This window comes from Bradyrhizobium ingae, from assembly GCF_055791185.1.
Window position 1 is genome coordinate 56,871 of the sequence record NZ_JBVUBB010000005.1, and the last position, 21,775, is coordinate 78,645.

At 64.1% G+C, this 21,775-nt stretch carries 17 protein-coding genes; 11 read left to right on the forward strand and 6 right to left on the reverse strand.

Going from position 1 to position 21,775, the window contains the following annotated elements; all coding sequences use genetic code 11:
* Positions 1 to 304 precede the first annotated feature (304 nt).
* On the forward strand, positions 305 to 1,528 hold the full coding sequence (locus ACV1FX_RS09425) for an MFS transporter (protein WP_473117276.1): 1,224 nt from the start codon (positions 305 to 307) through the stop codon (positions 1,526 to 1,528).
* 85 nt (positions 1,529 to 1,613) lie between these two features.
* Here ACV1FX_RS09425 and ACV1FX_RS09430 read toward each other — a convergent pair whose 3' ends face one another.
* On the reverse strand, positions 1,614 to 2,120 hold the full coding sequence (locus tag ACV1FX_RS09430) for a YciE/YciF ferroxidase family protein (protein WP_473117277.1): 507 nt from the start codon (positions 2,118 to 2,120) through the stop codon (positions 1,614 to 1,616).
* A 424-nt stretch (positions 2,121 to 2,544) separates the two neighbouring features.
* Between ACV1FX_RS09430 and ACV1FX_RS09435 the strand changes: the two genes are divergently transcribed.
* The 9 genes from ACV1FX_RS09435 to ACV1FX_RS09475 all read left to right on the forward strand — a co-directional run bounded on the left by ACV1FX_RS09435 (position 2,545) and on the right by ACV1FX_RS09475 (position 15,251).
* Entirely contained in the window at positions 2,545 to 3,627 is a 1,083-nt protein-coding gene (locus ACV1FX_RS09435; protein ID WP_473117278.1) for a lysylphosphatidylglycerol synthase transmembrane domain-containing protein, read from the forward strand.
* A gap of 114 nt (positions 3,628 to 3,741) precedes the next feature.
* Positions 3,742 to 5,688, forward strand: coding sequence for an SGNH/GDSL hydrolase family protein (locus ACV1FX_RS09440; protein ID WP_473117279.1), 1,947 nt, complete (start codon positions 3,742 to 3,744; stop codon positions 5,686 to 5,688).
* A gap of 215 nt (positions 5,689 to 5,903) precedes the next feature.
* Positions 5,904 to 7,256 (forward strand): MFS transporter, encoded by a 1,353-nt coding sequence (locus ACV1FX_RS09445; protein ID WP_473117280.1) that lies wholly within the window; start codon positions 5,904 to 5,906, stop codon positions 7,254 to 7,256.
* Between the two features lie 124 nt (positions 7,257 to 7,380).
* Positions 7,381 to 8,286: a LysR family transcriptional regulator gene (locus ACV1FX_RS09450; protein WP_473117281.1), complete on the forward strand. Its 906-nt coding sequence runs from the start codon at positions 7,381 to 7,383 to the stop codon at positions 8,284 to 8,286.
* A gap of 157 nt (positions 8,287 to 8,443) precedes the next feature.
* A complete protein-coding gene (gene kdgD / locus ACV1FX_RS09455) occupies positions 8,444 to 9,388 on the forward strand; it encodes a 5-dehydro-4-deoxyglucarate dehydratase (RefSeq protein WP_473117282.1) in 945 nt (314 codons plus the stop codon).
* A 26-nt stretch (positions 9,389 to 9,414) separates the two neighbouring features.
* Entirely contained in the window at positions 9,415 to 10,758 is a 1,344-nt protein-coding gene (gene gudD / locus ACV1FX_RS09460) for a glucarate dehydratase (RefSeq protein WP_473117283.1), read from the forward strand.
* Positions 10,759 to 10,779: 21 nt separating this feature from the next.
* Entirely contained in the window at positions 10,780 to 12,228 is a 1,449-nt protein-coding gene (locus ACV1FX_RS09465; RefSeq protein ID WP_473117284.1) for an aldehyde dehydrogenase family protein, read from the forward strand.
* A gap of 233 nt (positions 12,229 to 12,461) precedes the next feature.
* Positions 12,462 to 14,003 (forward strand): galactarate dehydratase, encoded by a 1,542-nt coding sequence (gene garD / locus ACV1FX_RS09470; RefSeq protein ID WP_473117572.1) that lies wholly within the window; start codon positions 12,462 to 12,464, stop codon positions 14,001 to 14,003.
* Between the two features lie 42 nt (positions 14,004 to 14,045).
* The gene (locus ACV1FX_RS09475) at positions 14,046 to 15,251 is read left to right on the forward strand and encodes a mandelate racemase/muconate lactonizing enzyme family protein (protein WP_473117285.1); all 1,206 of its coding nucleotides are present in this window, start codon (positions 14,046 to 14,048) and stop codon (positions 15,249 to 15,251) included.
* Between the two features lie 56 nt (positions 15,252 to 15,307).
* Here the strand turns inward: ACV1FX_RS09475 and ACV1FX_RS09480 are convergent, their stop codons facing one another.
* Both ACV1FX_RS09480 and ACV1FX_RS09485 read right to left on the reverse strand, forming a co-directional pair.
* Positions 15,308 to 16,738, reverse strand: a complete 1,431-nt coding sequence (locus tag ACV1FX_RS09480) for an outer membrane protein (RefSeq protein ID WP_473117573.1) — start codon at positions 16,736 to 16,738, stop codon at positions 15,308 to 15,310.
* 212 nt (positions 16,739 to 16,950) lie between these two features.
* On the reverse strand, positions 16,951 to 18,462 hold the full coding sequence (locus ACV1FX_RS09485; protein ID WP_473117286.1) for a CYTH and CHAD domain-containing protein: 1,512 nt from the start codon (positions 18,460 to 18,462) through the stop codon (positions 16,951 to 16,953).
* Positions 18,463 to 18,754: 292 nt separating this feature from the next.
* Between ACV1FX_RS09485 and ACV1FX_RS09490 the strand changes: the two genes are divergently transcribed.
* Entirely contained in the window at positions 18,755 to 19,024 is a 270-nt protein-coding gene (locus ACV1FX_RS09490) for a hypothetical protein (protein WP_473117287.1), read from the forward strand.
* Positions 19,025 to 19,189: 165 nt separating this feature from the next.
* Here the strand turns inward: ACV1FX_RS09490 and ACV1FX_RS09495 are convergent, their stop codons facing one another.
* From ACV1FX_RS09495 to ACV1FX_RS09505, 3 genes are all read right to left on the reverse strand, one after another.
* Positions 19,190 to 19,540 carry a hypothetical protein gene (locus tag ACV1FX_RS09495; RefSeq protein ID WP_473117288.1) on the reverse strand — a complete coding sequence of 117 codons (351 nt, stop codon included), beginning with the start codon at positions 19,538 to 19,540 and terminating at the stop codon, positions 19,190 to 19,192.
* 452 nt (positions 19,541 to 19,992) lie between these two features.
* Complete coding sequence (locus tag ACV1FX_RS09500) at positions 19,993 to 20,592, reverse strand: DUF2147 domain-containing protein (protein WP_473117289.1); 600 nt, start codon at positions 20,590 to 20,592, stop codon at positions 19,993 to 19,995.
* 107 nt (positions 20,593 to 20,699) lie between these two features.
* Positions 20,700 to 21,728, reverse strand: coding sequence for an NAD(P)/FAD-dependent oxidoreductase (locus tag ACV1FX_RS09505; RefSeq protein WP_473117290.1), 1,029 nt, complete (start codon positions 21,726 to 21,728; stop codon positions 20,700 to 20,702).
* Positions 21,729 to 21,775 lie beyond the last annotated feature (47 nt).

Genomic DNA, 21,775 nt, shown 5'->3' on the forward strand with positions numbered 1-21,775 from the left:
GTGAACAAAGGCTGTGGGCGCAGGGCAGCATACTCGGGGTTAACCATCAGCTGGCGCGCTACGCCAGCTCGCGGTCGCGGCCAGCAGCGGGACCGCGGCGGCAATGACAACTGACGCGCGCTTCCGTTCGTCATCATGATCCGACCGCGATCGAAGCATCATCGCGGGGTGAATCGTCTCCTTCGATAAACAAGATCGAGAGATCCGGTCTGCTCGCCATGCAAGCCTCCCCATGCATGCGGCGTGGGAACGGTGCGGATTGTCTCGTGTTGGACGTCGGTGTTCTCCTCAAGGTAGCGAAGTCATGGCAAGAGTTGGCAACTACTCGGTTTCGTCAGGCGCGAGCTCGGAATTCGGCAAGACGGCAACGATCGTCGCGGTCGCCTGCATGATCGGCGCTTTGTTCGCCGGCAGCACGATCGCAACCCCGCTGTACATCGTCTACAAGCAGCAATTCGGCTTCTCCCAGATCACCTTGACCCTGATCTACGCCGTTTACGTCGTCGGAAACCTGACCGCGCTTCTGATGTTCGGCCGCATATCCGACGAAGTGGGGCGTCGGCGCACATCAGCCATTGCCATGGGCATCGCCATCCTGGGGGCGCTCGTATTCCTGTTCGCCCACGGCGTTGCGTCGCTTTATGTGGCACGGGTGCTGAGCGGCTTGGCGATCGGGATCGGCGCCGGAACGGGCACCGCGTGGCTTGCGGAACTGATCGCCGAACAAGACCGCTCCCGCGCCACCGTGATTGCGACCGTTGCAAATTTCACCGGTCTCGGTCTCGGCGCCTTGGTGGCTGGCCTGCTCGCCGAATATGTCGCGTTTCCGCTGCGAACACCGTTCATTGCATGTCTCGCAGTCTTGATCGCCGTCGCGACACTTCTTGCATTCGCTCGCGAGACCATGGAACGACCGCTGGGCGCATTCACCCGCGTGTCGGTGCGGCCCCGCGCGAGCGTGCCAGCGACCATCCGGGCCCGGTTCGTCGCACCCGCCGTCACCGGCTTCGGCGCCATGGCCCTCGTTGCCTTTTTCGCCGCGCTCGCTCCGAGCGTGCTTGCGAACCAGTTACATGAAACCAGTCATGCCGTCGCCGGCGCGATCTTCCTCGAGCTTGCCGCCGCCGTGGCGCTCGTCATCGGCCTCACCCGTGCGCTGTCGAGCCGGACCGCGATGCTGTGGTCGCTCGGCCTCATGCTGCCGAGCCTTGCCTTGCTGGTGATCGCGCAGTTCGTGCAGTCGCTGGGCGTCATGATCGCGGCCACTGCAATCTGCGGCGTGGCCGCGGGCCTTGGATATCGCGGGAGTCTACAGGTGGTGAACCAGATCGCGCCGGATGATCGCCGCGCCGAGGTAGTCTCGGCCTATTTCATATGCTGCTTCCTCGGCAATGCGCTTCCGGTGATCGGCATCGGTGTACTGTCGACCCTGATCAGCTCGACCGTGGCGAGCCTCGTCTTCTCCGTGACCATCGCCGCCTTCGCGGTGATTGCTCTCGTGTTTGGGCTAAGATACCAGGCCGGTTAAGTTGTGCCGCCAAGAGACGCAGAAGAGAAACACTTAATGGAAACGCCGCGCGTCATGCGCGCGGCGTTCCCTCGACGCGTTCCGCCTAGCTCGCCGCGCGCAGGTTCACCTTGGTTTCGGCGATCGAGGTCAGCTTCTTGTCGGTCGCCTTCTCCTCCTCGAGCGTCTTGGCGAGCACCGCCGCGCAGTCGGTGCGGCCGAGCTGCTTGGCCCAGGCGATCAGGCTGCCGTAGCGGACGATCTCGTAGTGCTCGGCGGCCTGCGCGGCGTTGATGAGGGCCGCATCGAGCACCGCCTTGTCGGCGACCTCGCCGGCGGTGTCGTCGGCTTCCTCGATGATCCCGTCGATCGCCGGGCAATCGACCGCCTTCACCTCGACGCCATGCATCTTGAACACCTCTTCCAGCCGCTTCACGTGCTGTTTGGTTTCATCGAGGTGCGTCAAAAAGCCCTGCTTCAACTGCGGATCGGTCGCCTTATTTGCCATTTTCGGCAATGCCTTGGTGAGCTGCTGCTCGGCGTAATAGATGTCCTGCAATTGATGCACGAACAGGTCGTTCATGGTCTTGATGTCCTTGGTGAACAGTCCCATCGTTCCAATCCTTGCACTTCGGGAACAGAGCAGCGGCGCCGGCCTGGGTGCAGGCGGCTGTCGCGCGATGTTCGGTTGCTGATATTCGGCTAACCGACACGCATGAGGGACGTTCCGAATGGATGGAAAACCTTGCGCTGGAACAAGGCGATGCGTGCGGTGATTTGGCAAAATGCAGGCAATGAAGCGGCAACGCCGCGACTCGTAATCCTTAACGCGCCGCAATGTGTAGGACGTATGACAAAAGGGGATGCCCGAGCGCAGAACCTTCCGTTGTCAAGGGCTGCACAAGGCGCTGTTTTTGCCTTAAGGAACTGGGATATGCCTCGCGATCGGTGCCAACCTTCAGGCTGCGATCGCACTCGATCGGCCCAGGCTCGATCGGGTAGGCTGTATGGTTAAGTGTGCCCCGCCGGGAGGATGAATGCAGGACGTGCTGCCCGCGCTGAAACGCGGCTTCAAGAGATGGATCGGCTGGCGTCGGCTCGGCATTGCCGCGAGCGTCATGATCATCGCCTTCGCGATCACAACGCTGGTACGCACCCTCAAGGGCATCGACACCGGCGTCATCCTGACCGCGTTAACCGAGATTCCCCGAGGCAATATCGGGCTTGCGGCGCTCTGCGTCTTCTTCGCCTTCTGTACGCTGACCTTCTACGACTTCTTCGCACTGCGAACGATCGGCAAGAAGCACGTCCCCTACCGCATCGCAGCGCTGTCCAGCTTCACGTCCTATTCCATCGGTCACAATATCGGCGCGACCGTCTTCACCGGTGGCGCGATCCGCTTCCGGATCTATTCAGATTACGGGCTGAATGCGATCGACGTTGCGAAGATCTGCTTCCTCTCCGGCCTCACCTTCTGGCTCGGTAACATCTTCGTGCTCTCGATCGGCATGGCGATCCACCCCGCCGCCGCCTCCGCCATGGATCAGCTCCCCTCCGCGATCAACCGCCTGATCGCCCTTGGGGGCCTTGCCTCGATCGCCGCCTATCTGGTCTGGCTGTCGATGGGCGAGAAGCGCCGCGAGCTCGGCCAGAAGGGTTGGAAGGTGGTGCTGCCGTCGGCGCCGCTCACACTCGTGCAGATCCTTATCGGCGTGGTCGACCTCGGCTTCTGCGCCATGGCGATGTACCTGCTGGTACCGTCCACCCCGCCGATCGATTTCATGTCGCTGGCGGTGGTATTCATCCTGGCGACCCTGCTGGGCTTCGCCAGCCATGCCCCCGGCAGCATCGGCGTGTTCGATGCCGCCATGCTGGTAGCGCTCCCCGAATTCGGCCGCGAGCAGCTCCTGGCAACCCTCCTGGTCTTCCGCATCCTCTATTTCATGATCCCGTTCGGCCTCGCCATTTCCATCATGGGCGCGCGCGAGCTCTGGATGAACGTCGTGGAGCCCTGGCAGGAACGTCGCAGGCTGGCGGAGGCCTGCGCGCAGGCCAACCTGCCCAAGCAGGTGACGCAGATGGAGCGCGAACGGTCGCTGCGGCAGGCCAGCAAGCGCTAAGCATCCCGCGCGGGCCGCTGGACGGCGGTCCGTAAACCGGTCAGACAACGTCGACGGCGGGTCGAGGAAGCCTCTCTTATTTCCGCCTCAACTTTGACGTTGAAAGCGCGGGCCATGATCCGAGCCAACCTCCGCACCTTCCTCGCCGGCGCCCTGCTTGTCGGGACACTCGGCGCTCTTCTGCCTGAACGCGCTGCCGCGCAAGACGGCAGCCTGCAGATCACCTGGGAGGTGCGCAACCGCTTCCGCCTGTTCCGCGAGGAGCGCGACTTCCTGCTCCATGTCGAGAACGCCCGCAATCGCAGCATTCTCGCCACCGAGCAGTCGCTGGAGATGCAAAGCGAGGGCCGCGGCTGGGCCCGCAACATGGTCAACCGGCTTTGCATCGACCTCCAGGGCCGGGTCAACCAGCCCTGCACCCGCGACAACGTCAAAGAGAACTACATCACCCCGGTCGACCATCCCGTCACCGTGCGCCTGACCGGCGCCGTGCCGGTCGGAGCCGTCTGCGCCTGGTCGTTCGATGATGGCGACGGGCCGCAGGCCTCGACCTTCGACTGCGCCGAGCCGGTGAACCTGCGCGTCCGTTATGGCAGGCAAACGGTGGCGACCGTCGACGTCTCGTCGGGCTCCGACCCGACCCAGCGTATCCAGACCGAGATCCAGGTCCGAGACATCTTCATTGCGGGCTTGGGCGACAGCATCGCCTCCGGCGAAGGCAATCCGGACCGGGCTATCGCGCTGTCCGACGACGGTTTCTGCTTCCGTTCCTATCTCGGCACTGCCGGCGGGCAATACTATCGGCCGAGCCGCGCCGGCTTCAAGGGTGGCCGGGCCTGCGAGGCGCCGGACACGCTCGCCAACTGGCAGCGCTACGGCGCGCTCTGGTTCAACGCCGCCTGCCATCGCTCGCTCTACAGTTACCAGACCCGCACCGCGCTCGCGCTCGCGGTCCGCTACCCCCACATCGCCGTCACCTATCTGCCGCTCGCCTGCACCGGCGCAAGCATCAGCGACGGGCTGCTCGGCTCGCAGCGAGCGCGCGAATGCCCGCCCGGCAAGAGCGGCACCTGCCAGACCAGCGTCAATGCACAAGTGGCCGAGCTGCGCGAGGCGCTCACTGCGGCGAGGAAACGCCAGCCGGACCGCAAGCTCGACCTCGTGCTGCTCTCGATCGGTGCCAACGACGTCTATTTCTCCGGTCTCGTCGCCGACGTGATCGTGGACACCGCGACCGAACGCGCACTGTTCACGCGCTCCGGCGTGATGGCAGGCGTCGACGATTCACGCGATGCTCTCGCGCGCGAGTTGCCCAGGAATTTCGTCAGGCTGCGCGAGGCCCTGAAGCCGCTGGTCGACGGCGACCTTTCGCATGTCGTCTATGTCTCCTACGCCAATCCGGCGCTCGCCGATGGCGGCGTGCCGTGCCGCGGCGGCCGCGCCGGCTTCGACATCCATCCCGCCTTCAACGCCGATCCGCAGCGGCTCGCCCGCGTCTCGACCTATGTCGACACCGAATTCCTGCCGCAGCTCAAGGGGCTCGCGACCTGCACGCAAGGCGCGCTGTGCCGCGATCCCGAATCCGAGCGCATGACCTTCGTCGATACGCATCAGGGCCTGTTCGCCGACCACGGCTTCTGCGCGCATTCGGGCTCCGATCCTGAATTCGACCGCGCCTGCTTTGCCGAGAACGGCCAGAGCTTCAACCCGGACATCGTCAGCGCCGCGAGCCAGCCGATGCTGTGCGGCCGCGGCGCCTCGGAATATCGCGCCTACCTGCCGCGCGCCCGCTGGATTCGCGACGCCAATGACAGCTATTTCGCCGCGATGACCTATCCGCAGGGATTGCCCGCCGCGAGCCAGCCGAACGACATTCACGACGCCACCTGGGGCGTGCTCTCCGCCGTCTATGGCGGCGCCGTGCATCCCTCCGCCGAGGGCCACGCCGCGATGGCGGACGCGGCCTTGCCGGCCGCAAGCACCGTGCTGGGCCTCGATGCCGTGCCGCCGGGCGTTACCCGCGGCCTGCTGGCGCCGCTCCTGCCAGGCGCGCGGCAGTAAGCCGCGCGAAGACCCCCTTTCGAGTCGTCCTGGCGTTCGCCAGGACGACGATTGAGCGCGAAGGTGTTCGTCACCCACGCATCGTTCCCGCCCTCCCTGCCGTTCCATCAATCCAAAAACGGCATCGATCGATGCTCCCTTCAACTTGGACACTTTCCCGCGCGCGCCTCTAGGAGTCGTCCCCGAGGAAACATTCATTTTGAGGAGGCGCGCGCATGAGCGCAGTGGTGTCCGCAGCGGACGTGAAAAGGTCCCGCGTCAGGCTGTTCATCGTGACCATGTTGTTCCTGGTCACCACGGTCAACTATGCCGACCGCGCCACGCTGTCGATCGCAGGCCCCGCGCTCTCCAAGGAACTCCATCTCGATCCCGTCGCCATGGGCTACATCTTCTCGGCCTTCGGCTGGTCCTATGTGATCGCGCAGGTGCCGGGCGGCTGGCTGCTCGACCGCTACGGCTCGCGCATCGTCTATGCCTTCAGCATCATCGTCTGGTCGCTGTTCACGCTGATGCAGGGCTGGGTCGGCTTCCTCGGCGCGGGCACCGCGGTCGCCATGCTGTTCGCACTCCGCTTCCTGGTCGGCATTGCGGAGGCGCCCTCGTTCCCCGCCAATGCGCGCATCGTCGCAGCCTGGTTCCCGGGCAATGAGCGCGGCACCGCGTCGGCCTTCTTCAATTCCGGGCAATATTTCGCGACCGTTATCTTCGCGCCGCTGATGGGCTGGATCGCCCATGATTATGGCTGGCGCTACGTGTTCTTGGTGATGGGCGGGCTGGGCATCGTGATGGGCCTGGTCTGGATCAAGACGATCTACGGCCCAAAGGAGCACCCCTCGATCAACGAGGCCGAGTTCGACTACATCAAAGAAGGCGGCGCGCTGGTCGATCTCGACGCGCCCAAGGACGATCTAAAGGATGAGCGTGCGCCGGACTCGGGCCCGAAATGGGACCACATCCGCCAGCTTCTCTCCAACCGCATGATGCTCGGCGTCTATCTCGGCCAGTACTGCATCAACACCCTGACCTATTTCTTCCTGACCTGGTTTCCGGTGTACCTCGTCAAGGAGCGCGGCCTGTCGATCCTGCAGGCGGGCTTCGTGGCGACGCTGCCCGCGCTCTGCGGCTTTATCGGCGGCGTACTCGGCGGCATCATCTCCGATGCGATCCTGCGCAAGACCGGCTCGCTGACCATGGCCCGCAAGATCCCGATCGTCGGCGGCATGCTGTTGTCGATGGCAATCATCGGCTGCAACTATGTCGACGGCCAGGCGCTGGTCATCGGCTTCATGGCGCTCGCCTTCTTCGGCAAGGGCATCGGCGCGCTCGGCTGGGCGGTCGTCTCGGACACCTCGCCCAAGGAAGCCGGCGGCGTCTCCGGCGGCCTGTTCAACACTTTCGGCAACCTCTCCTCGATCACCACCCCGATCGTGATCGGCTACATCGTGGCCGCAACCGGCTCGTTCAACGGCGCCCTGGTCTTCGTCGGCGTCAACGCGCTGGTCGCCGCCTTCGCCTATCTCGTGGTGGTCGGCCAGATCCAGCGGGTGGTGCTCAAGCGTTCCTCCTGAGCGCTCCGGCAAAACGGAGCAGACCAGGCAACTTACGGCGGCTTCATAGCCGCCGTCTTTGTTTCGGGGGTCATCGATGCTAGAAGTGCCGGCGAAACGCCTTATCCATCCAAGGCCCGTATCGATGTTCGACCTCAACCAGCTCCGCTGCTTCGTCACCGTGGCCGAGGAATTGCATTTCGGCCGCGCTGCCGCGCGGCTCAACATGACCCAGCCGCCGCTGTCACGGCAGATCCAGGTCCTCGAGCACATCATCGACGCCCCGCTGCTCGAGCGCACCAGCCGCTCCGTACGCCTGACGCCGGCCGGGCGCAGCTTCCTGCCCGAAGCGCGGCGCATCCTGAAGCTCGCGGAGAGCGCCTCGCAAGTCGCCCGCCGCATCGCGCTCGGCAAGACCGGCTCGCTGAAGATCGGCTTCACGGCGGCTGCCGCCTACGGCTTCCTGCCCGAGCTCGTCGCCGCCTGCCGTGCAAGACTGCCCGAGGTCGATTTCTCGCTGAAGGAGATGGTCTCAGGCGACCAGTTCGAGGCGCTGGCCTCGGGCCAGATCGATGCCGGCCTGCTGCGGCCGCCGATCGCGCGGCCGGAGCTTGCCAGCCGCCGCGTCGTCGCCGAGCCCCTGCTCGCCGCGATCCCGAAGAAACACCCGCTGGCGAACGCGGAGTCCGTGACCATCAAGGATTTCGACAACCAGCCCTTCGTGATGTATTCGCCCTACGAGAGCCGCTATTTCCACGATCTGCTGGTGGCGCTGTTCACCCGCGCCGACATCCTGCCGCGCTATGTCCAGCATTTGAGCCAGATCCACTCGATCCTGGCGATGGTGCGCGCGGGGCTCGGGCTTGCCATCGTGCCGGCGGCGGCCGCGAGCCTGAAAATCTCAGACGTCCGGCTGCGGCCGCTCAAGCTGCGAACGCGCGTTCCGGTCGAGCTCTTCATGGTCTGGCGGCGCGATGACGAGAACCCGTTGCTGTCGGCACTGGTGAAAATCGCGGGCGAATTGGCGGCTGCTGAGACCATGGAAGATTGATGCTCAATACGCATCATTCGATATAGGCTTTGGCTTGGACGCGCATCGAACGGTCTCTTAAGTAACGGCTCATGGACGCGGCGGTTCGCGCGTCCTCCAGGACATCCCGGCGTGCCCGCGTGCACGCCACCTTCAAAACCCAAAGGGAGCAGCGCCCATGAGCAAGATGACCCCGCAGGAGATGGCCCAGAAGATCGGCTCCGGCCTCCTGTCCTTCCCCGTCACGCCGTTCAAGGCGGACTATTCCTTCGACGAGACGACCTACCGCGCCAACATGGACTGGCTGTGCGGCTATGACGTCGCCGGCCTGTTCGCTGCAGGCGGCACCGGCGAATTCTTCTCGCTGACGCCGGCGGAGGTTCCGCAGGTCGTCAAGATCGCCGTCGACGAGACCAAGGGCCGCGTGCCCGTGCTCGCCGGCACCGGCTACGGCACCGCGACTGCGCGCGAGATCGCGATCGGCGCGGAAAAGGCCGGCGCCGACGGCCTGTTGCTGCTGCCGCCCTATCTCACCCATGCCGAGCAGGACGGCCTCGCTGCCCATGTCGAGGCGGTCTGCGCCTCCGTGAAGATCGGTGTCATCGTCTACAACCGCGACAATGCCATCCTCCAGCCGGACACCCTCGCGCGCCTCGCCGAGCGCTGCCCGAACCTCGTCGGTTACAAGGACGGCATCGGCGACATCGAGCTGATGACCCGCGTCTACACCAAGCTCGGCGACCGCCTGACCTATGTCGGCGGCCTGCCGACGGCCGAAACCTTCGCCCTGCCCTATCTCGACATGGGCGTCACCACCTATTCGTCGGCCGTGTTCAACTTCGTGCCGGAGTTTGCGACCAAGTTCTACGCAGCCGTGCGCAAGCGCGATCACGAGACGATCAATGCAGGCCTGAAAAACTTCATCCTGCCGCTGATCGCGATCCGCAACCGCAAGAAGGGCTATGCGGTCTCGATCATCAAGGCCGGCATGAAGGTGATCGGCCGCGACTCCGGTCCGGTCCGTCCGCCGCTCACTGATCTCAACGAGCAGGAGATGGCGGAACTCACCGCGCTCGTGCAAAACCTGCCCGCCGCGCAATCGGCGCAACAGGCTGCAGAATAACGAAAGAAAAAAGGGAGGAGCAGAAGATGGTCGAGAGCGGAATTTCCGGCGCGCCAATCGTCACGTCGATGCAGGTGATCCCGGTTGCCGGCCGCGACAGCATGCTCCTCAATTTGAGCGGCGCGCATGCGCCGTTCTTCACCCGCAACATCGTCATCCTCACCGACAACTCCGGCCATACCGGCGTCGGCGAGGTGCCGGGCGGCGAAAAGATCCGCAAGACGCTGGAAGACGCCCGCGATCTGGTGGTCGGCAAGACCATCGGCGCGCTGAACAATATCCTCGCCGACATGCGCACGACGTTTGCGGATCGTGACGCCGGCGGCCGCGGCAAGCAGACCTTTGACCTGCGCGTGATGATTCACGCAGTCACCGCCGTGGAATCGGCGCTGCTCGATCTGCTCGGTCAGCATCTCAATTTGCCCGTCGCAGCCCTGCTCGGCGAAGGCCAGCAGCGCAAGAGCGTCGAGACGCTCGGCTATCTCTTCTTTGTCGGCGACATCAGCAAAACCAGTCTCGCTTATGTCGAAGGCGAGACCGGCAAGCCTGATTGGTTCAACCTGCGCCATCAGGAAGCCTTGACGCCCGAGACCGTCGTGCGGCTCGCGGAAGCCACTCACGATCACTATGGCTTCGCGGATTTCAAGCTCAAGGGTGGCGTGCTCCGCGGCGAGCAAGAGATCGAGGCCGTCACCGCGATCGCCAAGCGCTTTCCGAATGCCCGCGTCACGCTCGACCCGAACGGCGCCTGGTCGCTCGATGAGGCGGTCAGCCTCTGCAAGGACATGCACGGCATCCTTGCCTATGCCGAGGACCCCTGCGGCGCCGAAGCCGGCTTCTCCGGCCGCGAGATCATGGCCGAGTTCCGCCGTGCCACCGGCCTGCCGACGGCAACCAACATGATCGCCACCGACTGGCGCCAGCTGTCTCACGCATTGAGACTCGGCGCGGTTGATATCCCGCTGGCCGACCCCCATTTCTGGACCATGCAAGGCTCGGTGCGCGTCGCCCAGACCTGCCGCGACAACGGGCTGACCTGGGGCTCGCACTCCAACAACCATTTTGACATTTCGCTAGCCATGTTCACCCATGTCGGCGCAGCCGCTCCCGGCAGGGTCACCGCCATCGACACCCACTGGATCTGGCAAGACGGCCAGGCGCTCACCAGGGAGCCGCTCCAGATCAAGGGCGGCAAGATCGCCATTCCCGACAAACCGGGCCTGGGCATCGAAATCGACCGGGCAGCCATCGAAGCCGCGCATGGCCTCTACAAGCAGCATGGACTCGGTGCCCGGGATGACGCTATTGCCATGCAGTACCTGATCCCCGGCTGGACGTTCGACGACAAGCGTCCTTGCCTCGTGCGCTAAAAGCTTCCCTGGAGGAAAAAGATGACTGCGATCCTGAAGAATTTCATTGGTGGTGAATGGGTCGACGGCTCCGGCATCACCAAAAACATCAACCCCTCCAACACCAACGACGTCGTCGGCGAATATGCCAAGGCCGACAAGGCGCAGACCGAAAAGGCAATCGCGGCTGCCAAGGCCGCTTTCCCGGCCTGGGCGCGCTCGACGCCGCAGGAGCGCTTTGACGCGCTCACCAAGATCTCGACCGAAATCTTCGCCCGCAAGGAAGAGCTCGGCCGCCTGCTCGCCCGCGAGGAAGGCAAGACCCTGCCCGAAGGCATCGGCGAGGTCGCCCGCGCCGGCCAGATTTTCGCGTTCTTCGCCGGCGAAGCGCTTCGCCTGATCGGCGAGAAGGGCGCGTCCGTGCGTCCCGGCCTCGAAGTCGAGATCACCCGCGAGCCGGTCGGCGTCATCGGCATGATCACGCCCTGGAACTTCCCGATCGCGATCCCCGCCTGGAAGATCGCGCCCGCGCTCTGCTACGGCAACACCGTCGTGTTCAAGCCCGCTGAACTCGTGCCGGGCTCCGGCCATGCGTTGTCCGAGATCATCACCCGCTCCGGCATTCCGGCAGGCGTGTTCAACCTCGTCGTCGGCTCCGGCTCCGTGGTCGGCCAGACCCTGCTCGATCATCCGGACGTCGCCGCAATCTCCTTCACCGGCTCGGTGCAGACGGGACGCAAGATCGCGCAGGCCTGTGTGCTCTCCAACCCCATGAAGAAATTCCAGCTCGAGATGGGCGGCAAGAATCCGCTGGTTGTGCTCGACGACGCCGACCTCAAGACCGCAGTCGAGGTCGCCGTCAACGGCGCCTATTTCTCGACGGGCCAGCGCTGCACGGCCTCCTCGCGCTTGATCGTCACCGAAGGCATCCACGACCGCTTCGTCGCGGCGGTGGCTGAGCGCCTGAACGGCCTGTCGGTGGACGACGCACTCAAGGCCGGTGTCCATATCGGCCCGGTGGTCGATCAGGGCCAGCTCGACCAGGATCTGCGCTACATCAAGATCGGCCAGGACGAGGGCGCCAAGCTCGCCTTCGGCGGCGAGCTGCTCAAGCGCGAGACGCCCGGCCACTATCTCCAGCCGGCGCTGTTCACCGAGGCCAACAACAACATGCGCATCGCGCGTGAGGAAATCTTCGGCCCGGTCGCCGCAGTCATCCGCGCCAAGAACTACGAGGAGGCGCTCGCGATCTCGAACGACACCGAGTTCGGCCTCGCCTCCGGCATCTGCACCACCAGCCTGAAATACGCGACGCATTACAAGCGCAACAGCGAGTCCGGCATGGTGATGGTCAACCTGCCGACCGCCGGCGTCGACTATCACGTGCCGTTCGGCGGCCGGAAGGGCTCGAGCTACGGCGCCCGCGAGCAGGGTTCGTACGCCCGCGAGTTCTACACCACGGTGAAGACCGGCTACACGTTCCCTGGCTGATAGGCCGCGATCGTAGGGTGGGTTAGTCCGCGGCTGCGCGAAGCGCAGTCCGCCGGCGTAACCCACCTCTTCTCTCAACGCGCCGGTATCTCGGTTGTTAGGTTGGCACCGTAAGCGTCGTCGGGTGGGCAAAGCGAAGGGTGCCCACCGCTTATGTTCGGGGTGAAGCATGGTGGGCACGGCGCGTCGCGCCTTTGCCCACCCTACGATTTCAGTTCATGAGGCAAGAGCAGATGGACCAGTCAGTCGCAGCGAAAGAGCAGCCCCGCTACATCAAGCTCAACGAGCGCGACAATGTCGCGATCGTGGTCAATGATTTCGGGCTCCCCGCCGGCTCCCGCTTTGCCGACGGACTGACGCTGCGTGCCTTCGTGCCGCAAGGGCACAAGACCGCACTGGTCGATATCGCGCAAGACGCACCGATCGTCCGCTACGGCGAGGTGATCGGCTACGCACTGTCGCCGATCCTCGCCGGCGAATGGGTCGACGAGGCCCGCATCCGCATGCCGGAAGCGCCTGCGCTCGACAAGCTGGAAATCTCCACTGCCGTCCCCGCTCCGCTTCCTCCGCTCGAAGGCTTTACCTTCGAAGGCTATCGCAATCCGGACGGCTCCGTCGGCACCAAGAACATCCTCGGCATCTCTTCCTCCGTGCAATGCGTGAAGGGCACGATGGAATATGCGGTGAAGCGCATCCGCGCCGAGCTGTTGCCGAAATATCCGAACGTCGACGACATCGTTCCCCTCACCCATGCCTATGGCTGCGGCGTCGCGATCACCGCACCTGACGCTGTCGTGCCGATCCGCACACTGCAAAACATCGCGCTCAACCCCAATTTCGGCGGCGAGATTCTCGTGGTTGGCCTCGGCTGCGAAAAGCTCGCGCCCGAGCGGCTGGTGCCCGAGGGCGTGAATGACGCCATCGTGCGCATGCAGGACGAGGCCTTCGACGGCTTCGGTGCGATCGTTGACGCGATCATGACGCAGGCCGAGGCGCGCCTGAAAATTCTCAACACGCGCAAGCGCGAGACCTGCCCGGCCTCCGATCTCGTCATCGGCCTGCAATGCGGCGGCAGCGATGCCTTCTCCGGCGTCACCGCCAACCCCGCCGTCGGCTTCGCTGCGGATCTGCTGGTGCGCGCCGGCGCCACCGTGATGTTCTCGGAAGTGACCGAGGTGCGCGACGCCATCCAGCTGCTCACGCGTCGCGCGATCAACGAGGATGTCGGCCGCGCGCTGGTGCGCGAGATGGCTTGGTACGACTCTTACCTCGCGCGCGGCGGCGCCGACCGCAGCGCCAACACCACCCCCGGCAACAAGAAGGGCGGGCTTGCCAATATCGTCGAGAAGTCGCTCGGCTCGATCGTCAAGTCAGGCTCGAGCGCGATCGCAGGCGTGCTCTCGCCCGGTGAGAAGGCGACGCAGAAGGGCATGCTGTTCGCGGCAACGCCCGCCTCCGACTTCATCTGCGGCACGCTTCAGCTTGCCTCCGGCATGACCCTGCAGGTGTTCACCACCGGCCGCGGCACGCCCTACGGCCTCGCCGCCGCCCCCGTGATCAAGGTCGCGACGCGCAGCGAGCTCGCGCGGCGCTGGAAGGACCTGATCGACTTCGACGCGGGGCGCATCGCCACCGGCGAGAAGACCATCGAGGAAACCGGATGGGACCTGTTCCGCCTGATCCTCGACGTCGCCAGCGGCCGCACCAAGCCGTGGTCGGACCGCTGGGGCATCCACAACGATCTGACGCTGTTCAATCCCGCGCCGGTGACCTGACGCGCTGTTACCGACGCCGGCAAAAACCAAGAGGACCTTTGAATGTCCCGCATCACCACCCTCCGAACCATTCGCATTGACGAGCGGCCGAATCTGATCTGGGTCGAAGTCGAGACTGACGAGGGGTTCACGGGTCTTGGCGAAAGCTTTCGCGGCGCGCAGGCCGTCGAGGCCGCGGTGCATGAGCTTGCAGCACCTCTCGTGCTCGGCCAGGACTCCCGCCGCATCGAAGCCATCTCGCGTCAGTTGCTGACGCCTTATCTCGGCTTTCACAGCGTCAGCGCGGAGGTGCGCGCGGCCAGCGCTGTCGACATCGCGCTGTGGGACATCAAGGGCCAGCGCCACCGCATTCCCGTGCACGAAGCGCTCGGCGGCGCGAGCCGGCTGGAGATTCGCGCCTACAACACCTGCGCGGGTTATGCCTACAATACCAAGGGTGCGAAGCGTCGCGAGATCGGCGCTGACGATGCCGCACTCGGCCCCTATGACGACCAGATTGCCTTCATGCGCGACGCCGGCGCGCTCGCCGAGAGCCTCGTGAGCGAAGGCTACGGCGCGATGAAGATCTGGCCATTCGATCCCTTCGCCGCCAATGGTGGCCACTCGATCACGCTGACCGATCTCAAGACCGGCCTCGAGCCGTTCCGCAAGATCCGCGCTGCCGTCGGCGACCGCATCGACATCATGTGCGAGCTGCACAGCCTGTGGGGTGCCCACACCGCCGAACGCATCTGCCGCGCGCTCGAAGATTACGGTGTATTCTGGGTCGAGGATCCCCTCAACAAAATGGACGACGCACAAGGCCTCGCCGATCTCAGGCGCCGGGTAAAGACGCCGATATGCGGCAGCGAGACGCTTGCGGGCGCTGCAAGCTTCCGCAATCTGCTTGCGGCAGAAGCGCTCGACGTCGTGATGCTCGACATCGCCTGGTGCGGTGGCCTCAGCGAAGCGCGCAAGATCGCAGCCCTTGCGGAGGCCTACAGCAAGCCGGTCGCGCCGCACGATTGCACCGGCCCGGTTGCGCTGATGGCGGGCCTGCATCTCGCCCTCCATGCGCCAACCGCGATCTTCCAGGAGGTCGTACGCGCGACGCTGTCCACCTGGTATCGCGATCTCGTGACTGAGCTTCCCGTCGTCCGCAACGGCATGGTGTCAGCGCCGCGCGGTCCCGGCCTCGGGCTCGCGCTCAATCCGGATTTGCGCCAGAGGCCGGACGCGACGGTACGCGAATCCAAACTCGGCGCGTGATCGGCTCGCGACCGTGCCCTCTTCGGAGCGCAGCCAGGATGCGCGACGGCCTCGCCTCAGTATTTCGCCACCACCGGCGTGTTGAAGTGATAGTTCAGCCCGGAGCGGAAGATGTGCTCCTGGAGCTGGCTGGTGTGGGCAAACGTCGCGCCGAAGAGAGTGGTGTGCAGGTCGGTCACGCTGCCGAGATCCACGAACAGATATTCCGTCTTCGCGGTCCAGTTCGGTCCAAACAGGCCGAGCAGGTTGACCGGCGATTCCACGCCGCCGCCAACGGCATAGCCGCTTTTGGTGTGCGTGGCCGAGACCTGCTGGGCGACGAACAGGCCGAAATTGTTGGTGTCGACCAGAGTCGTCCTGACGTTGCCGTAGGCGGCACCGCCGGTCAGGTAGAACAGCGTCGAGCCGACCGAATAGCCGACGCGCGCCCGCGCAGTGCCGAACCAGCTCATCCGCTGATCGATGGTGAGATCGAAGCCGATCGGCGGCCCGCACCACAACAGGCACACCTCATTGTCGCGCTGGCTCGAACCCTGGATGTCGGCCTCGAGGCCGAACACCCAATTAGCCGCCTGCCAATTGTAGCCGATCTGTCCGCCGCCGATGAAGCCTTTCGGGCTCAGATCGTGGCGTCCGGGATCGGTTGTGCCGGCGACGCCATAGGTGCTGGCATTGCGCGCAATCGCCGAACCTGCATTGCCGCCGAGATAGAGGCCAGTCCAGTTCGCCACCGGCTGCTCGCGATAAGGCGTGCCGCCGACCCTATAGTTCAGGCCGACCCGGAAGACGTGCTCGTGCAGATCGGATGAGAAGCTGGCGGGCGTCGCGAGCAGGCTGCCAGCGCCCGTCTGGGTGCCGAGGTTGAGATAGAGATATTCGATCTTGCCGGTCCAGTTGCCGGCGAGCGCAGCCTCGACGCCGCTGCCGATCGTCCAGCCCGTACGCACCTCGCTGGTCGCGAAGCTGTCGGGGATCTCGGTGATGCTGGTCCGCACGCCGCCATAGGCGAGGCCGCCGGTCACGTAGCTCAGCACCGGTCCATTGGCGAGACCGATGCGGCCGCGTACCGTGCCGAACCAGCCGAGCCGCTGCCTGTAATTCAGACCGTCGGTGCTGCACGCCGCGAGCGAGAAGATGCCGCAGCCGCGATTATCCGTCAGGTCCGCCGCCTGGATGTCGGTCTCGACGCCGAGAACGACGTTGCCGAGCCCGAAATCTCCCGTCTGCCAGTTGTAGCCTGCCTGCCCGCCGCCCACCGCGCCTTGCGGCGCCAGGCGATTTGTCTCGTTGAAGATCGTGCCGGGAAATCCGACGCTCGTGAGGTTGCGGCCGACACCATGGCCGGCATTGATGCCGAGATAGAACCCGGTCCAGTCGTAGAGCGTGCTCTCGAGCCGCGGCGCCTTGACATAAGTCGGCTGCGAAAGATCGGCCGCGACGGCGGTCGCTGCGCCACCGGCAACCATCGCGACCACGGCGAACAGCATTCTCTTCACGGACGATCCCTTCATTTCCGACGCAGGTGCAGCGGAATCTAGCCGGTCACGGCCGCTCGGCGCTCGGGCTGCTGCGACGTTCGATGGGATTGCCGCGAAATCGAAAGCGCTTTACCGCAAGGCGATGCATTTCGGTCACAACATCCGCACCAACCGATGCCTGATTTGCGCCACGGAACGATTCTGAAACACGGGCTCGCGGCTCACATCACTTCCAACCCTCGCACCGCCTTTTCCGCAATTTTCACCAATGGCTTGACCGCCTGGTCTTCCCGGCCGAGGACCACGCCCGAGGCAAATGCACGCGCACGCCCTTCATGGCGCGGCGCATGTGTCTTGAGCGCTGCATCGACAGCCATGTCGCGATGCGCGACAAAATCGTTGAGCGAGCCAAGCGCGTTCTGAATTTTCTTCAGATGTTGCGACTGCTCTGCCATCCGTTTTCGTTCACGCCTGGACTGAAAAAGACTTTCAAAGAACTCGAGCGCATATCTGATCTTCTTGGCACTGATGCGCAACTTGTGCCGTTCGCGCGCCGACATCTCGTCGAGATGCCGTCCCCGCTTGCGCAGCTTCTTGATGCGACGATTCAGCAGTCTGCCGGCAAATTTGCAGATCGGCGTCTTCGCATCTTCAGTCGCAATCGTTTGATCGGCTTCGATCCATTGCAGCGTATCGATCAGCAGGGAGCGATAGCGCGGCGCGTTGACCGCCTCCTTTGCGCGCGCGAAGGCGCGTTCGCGCCTGGCACCGAACTCCCTCTTGATGGCGCTGCCGCCCCTGCGCAGCAACAGCTCGCGCGTGGCAGGCTCGATATTCTCCGTCACGAAGACATCGAGCTCGCGTGCAGGCGCGAGTTCATTGGTGAGCCACTTCAATTCTTGCTTGATCCTGTTCGTGCTCGTCCCGGACAGGATCTGCGAGAACAACGAGATCGCCGCGCGCAGGCGTCGCAATCCCACCCGCATCTGGTGGATTCCTTCCGGGTCGCCATTGCGGACAGCGTCGGCATTGCACGAGAAATGGCGAGCCGCCGCGCGACCGATGGTCCGGAAGGCGTCACCCGCTCTCAGCTCGGCGTTCAAGGCGATACTTTCGGCGGACAGGACGGAATGCTCCTCGCCGCGCGCAAGGGCATAGCCGCGGTCCGATTTCGATCGCAGATCGAGCTCGGCTTGCGACCTCCGCTCGATCGACCTTGCAACGCGGAACAGATCGACGAGCCGGCCGCTCTTGAGTTCCAGTTCAAGCTCCTCGACCGGACTGGAGCGCTGCCCTGCGACGATACGCCCGCGATCGATGGCGAGCTCGATCTCACTTCTCCTGGTACGAAGTGGCAACGTGATGCGGTGCACCGATGTCTCGAACACGGGCTTCAGCTTGCGACGCAACTTCCCCGATGCAAACGACTCCAGCGGGGTGCCCTGCGTCTTGCCGAGATTCGGAGCACTGTTCTTGATCTCCGCCTCCCATTCGCCGCGGCCGAACTGCGCACCGTTGGCCGATTTGACCGTCTGGACGTACTTGTCACCATCATCGCGCACGCGAAGCGTGAGGCCATTCCGTTTCAGCTTGTGTTTTCTGGTATCGAAGTAGGTCGACACCAGATCGTTCTCGGATCGTGGCCCGATCTTGCCGCCAGCCATGCGCCCATTCGCCAGCGCCTTGTAATGGCGCACGGGCACGCGGAACTTCAGTTCGGTCTCGACGGCCATTCTCCTCTCCCACGTTGACAGTCGACAACGCGCGAGACGCGACTGCGGTACCACGCGATGAGAGGCCATTCCGGGCGTGTGTAATTGCTCTCGCCGACCGGTACCTCGTCGCATGCGACGAGACTTCCGCGAAACAGTCCTGAAACACAACAGCGGCGCGTTTCCGAATTGCTTCGTCGCGCTTCATGTCTCGCAACCAAATATCGGTGCTCGCGTTTCCCAGATTCGCGAACCTGTTATGGCGTTCTCGCGACCAATCCTCCGATTGCTGATCTTCCCAAGGAGAATTGAGATGCGGATTTTTTCGATGATGGCCGTTGCAGGCGCAATGATTGCCAGCACTGCCGGCGCATTTGCCGGCGAGCTTCCCTCTTACGAAGTGAAGTCATTTCCGATTTCGGCGACGCAGGTCCAGCTGCTCGGCGCCGTCAACGTTCAGGAGCAGGCGGCCACTCCGACGCTGACCATCGAAGGCATGCCCGCCTCGCCCGCGCAGATCGCGGTGCTGTCGCCGCACGTCAGGGTGGTCGCGAGCGCGACAACGACGAGCGAGCAGCGTTAGACGACGATATCGTCGCACATCACGCCACCTTCACTTCCACGCATACGCGCGCCGATATCAATCGGCGCGCGTTGCACGACCACACAGTGCTGCTCGGCAGCGTGAGATTGCGGTTCTAGCGCGGATGCGCGATGGCAACCAAACAGAAACCCGTCGCGTGTACGTTCAGGTCATGCTGCCCGGCATGAAGCAGCGCACACGCGGATGGCCGTCGACATAGTGCTTCCACACCATCGTCCGCCCGATCTTGTTCGGCTCGGTGATGACGGCCCCGTCAGGCACCGTGACCCATTCGTCGTCGATGTGCACGCGGTAATGGCCGTTGTCGGATTCCCAATCGACGTCGGCGATGACGTAGCCGTCGGCATCCGAACAGCATTGCCCGTATTGGCTGTGCAGGCTCTCGAACCAGGGCTTGAGCGGTGAATGGGAATAGCGCCCGTCGTCGCGCGCGAACGCCGACGGGGCCAGCACGATCACGCCAAGCACGAGTGCGGCACAATGTCTTGCAAACATTCCTTCGTCTCCGCGGGTCGGTGTCCGCCGCGGGGCGCAAGCGCCACTATTCGTCCGCTGCGAACCGCGCAGACGTGGAGAAATAGCGATTCGCTCCCCCAGCAGCTTTCCCGACCACTATGCAAAACCGGCGCCAAAGCGCATTCCGGGGAACTACTGTTGGGGACACGGGCGGCATGCGTCTTTGGACTCATACGCCTGCAGTCAAACAGGACCGCATTCCCATCACGCGACCAGGCCGCGAGAACGCGCCTGCATGTCTGCGACTGGAGATGTCGGTTGGAAGATGGAGATGGCGGACCCTCCGCCGTCATTACTAACGCAGCGAAGCAATAACGAGGTTGGGGCGCGAGCGTGTCATACCCTCGGTGTCATGGCCCGACTTGATCGGGCGATCCAGTACTCCGAGAGGTCCGTTATGAATCGATAAGACTGCGCGGCGACGCCGCGCTCTACTGCTTCATCGGCGCCATCATCGCGCCGCCCTTCTTCGCGGCAGGCGCGGGCGGCTTGGCGGCAGCGGCTTGTGCAGGGAGATATTTTGCCACGATCGCGGGATCGACCTGCGCGATGTAGGTGTCGGGCAGTCGCGTCCAACTCTCGTCCTTGCCGAGCAGCGAGATGCCGAGATAGCCGCGCAAGGTGAGGGTCTGACCATCCGGGCTGACCTTCATGTTGGCCTTCCAGATGTTGCCGTCGCGCGGATTGAGCACGTTGCCGCCTTCGTACTTCAGACCCTCGCGCTTCATGTCGCGCACGAAGGACAGGCCGAGCACCGGTGCGTTCTTGCGATCATCCGTGCATTTGGTGCAGGCCTCGTTGGGATCATCGCCCGGACGCGGGAAGGTCTTCGCGATCACGCCTTCAAAGACGCCATTGTGGTCGATGAAGAGAAACCATCCGACCTGCTTGCCGTCCTCGATCTTCTGCCAGAGGCCCGCAGCCGTTGGCTGCTGGGCCTGCGCTGCAACGGGCTGCGACATCGCCGGCGACAGCGCGAGACCGAGCGCGACGAGCGAGAGCAGTCGGAAGCTGGAAAAGATATTCCGCATTATGATCACCTGGCTAACCCACGACTGGAATGGCCGCAGACTAAGGCTATTTCGCGAAGGGTTCCAGCACCAGAAACATGGCACGTCCCTCCTCGTTACGGCTCGGATCAGTTGACTCCGAGCTTCTTTTGCAGGCTGGACGAAGACGTCGTGTACTGGAACACCAGCCGCTTCTCCGGATAGACGTAACGATGGGCTTTTTGCGCCATCAGCGCGCCCTCGTGGAAACCGCACAGGATCAGCTTGATCTTGCCCGGATAGGTATTGATGTCGCCGATCGCGAAGATGCCGGGCACGTTGGTCTCGAACGCGGATGTCTCGACCGGCACCAGATTGTTCTCCAGCGCGATGCCCCAGTTCGCAACCGGGCCAAGCTTCATGGTGAGCCCGAAGAACGGCAGCATAGTGTCGCAGGCGATCTCGGTGACACTGTTGTCGTTCCCCTTGATCGTGGCGCCGGCGAGCTTGCCGTCGCTACCCGAGAGCGCAGTGACCTGGCCGAGTCTCAGATCCATCTTGCCGCCCGCGACCAGCGCACGCATCTGCTCGACGCTGTGAGGCGCGGCACGGAATTCATCGCGACGGTGCAAAAGCGTGATGCGCTTGGCGAGCGGGTGCAGATTGAGTGTCCAGTCGAGTGCGGAATCACCGCCGCCGACGATCAAGATCTCCTTGTCGCGAAACTGCTCCATCTTGCGCACGGAGTAGTGCACCGACGTGCCTTCATAGGCCTCGATCCCGGGCACCGGCGGACGCTTGGGCTGGAACGAGCCGCCGCCGGCGGCGATCACCACCACCTTGCATTCGAACACCTTGCCGGCATCGGTGGTGACGCGGAACGCGGGATCGCCGATCTTCTCCACCTTCTCGACCATCTCGCCGAGGTGGAAGGTCGGATGGAACGGCTTGATCTGTTCCATCAGCGCCTCGGTGAGGCCCTGCCCCGAGATGTGTGGAATGCCGGGAATGTCGTAGATCGGCTTCTCCGGATAGAGCTCGGCGCACTGGCCGCCGACCTTGTCGAGGATGTCGACGAAATGCGCCTTCATGTCGAGAAGGCCAAGCTCGAAGGCGGCGAACAGACCGCAAGGGCCGGCGCCAATAATCAGCACATCGGTTTTGATCGCGTCGCTCATGTCGTCTCTTTATCGGTCGTTATCGGTTGGACGGCGCCCGGCAGGCA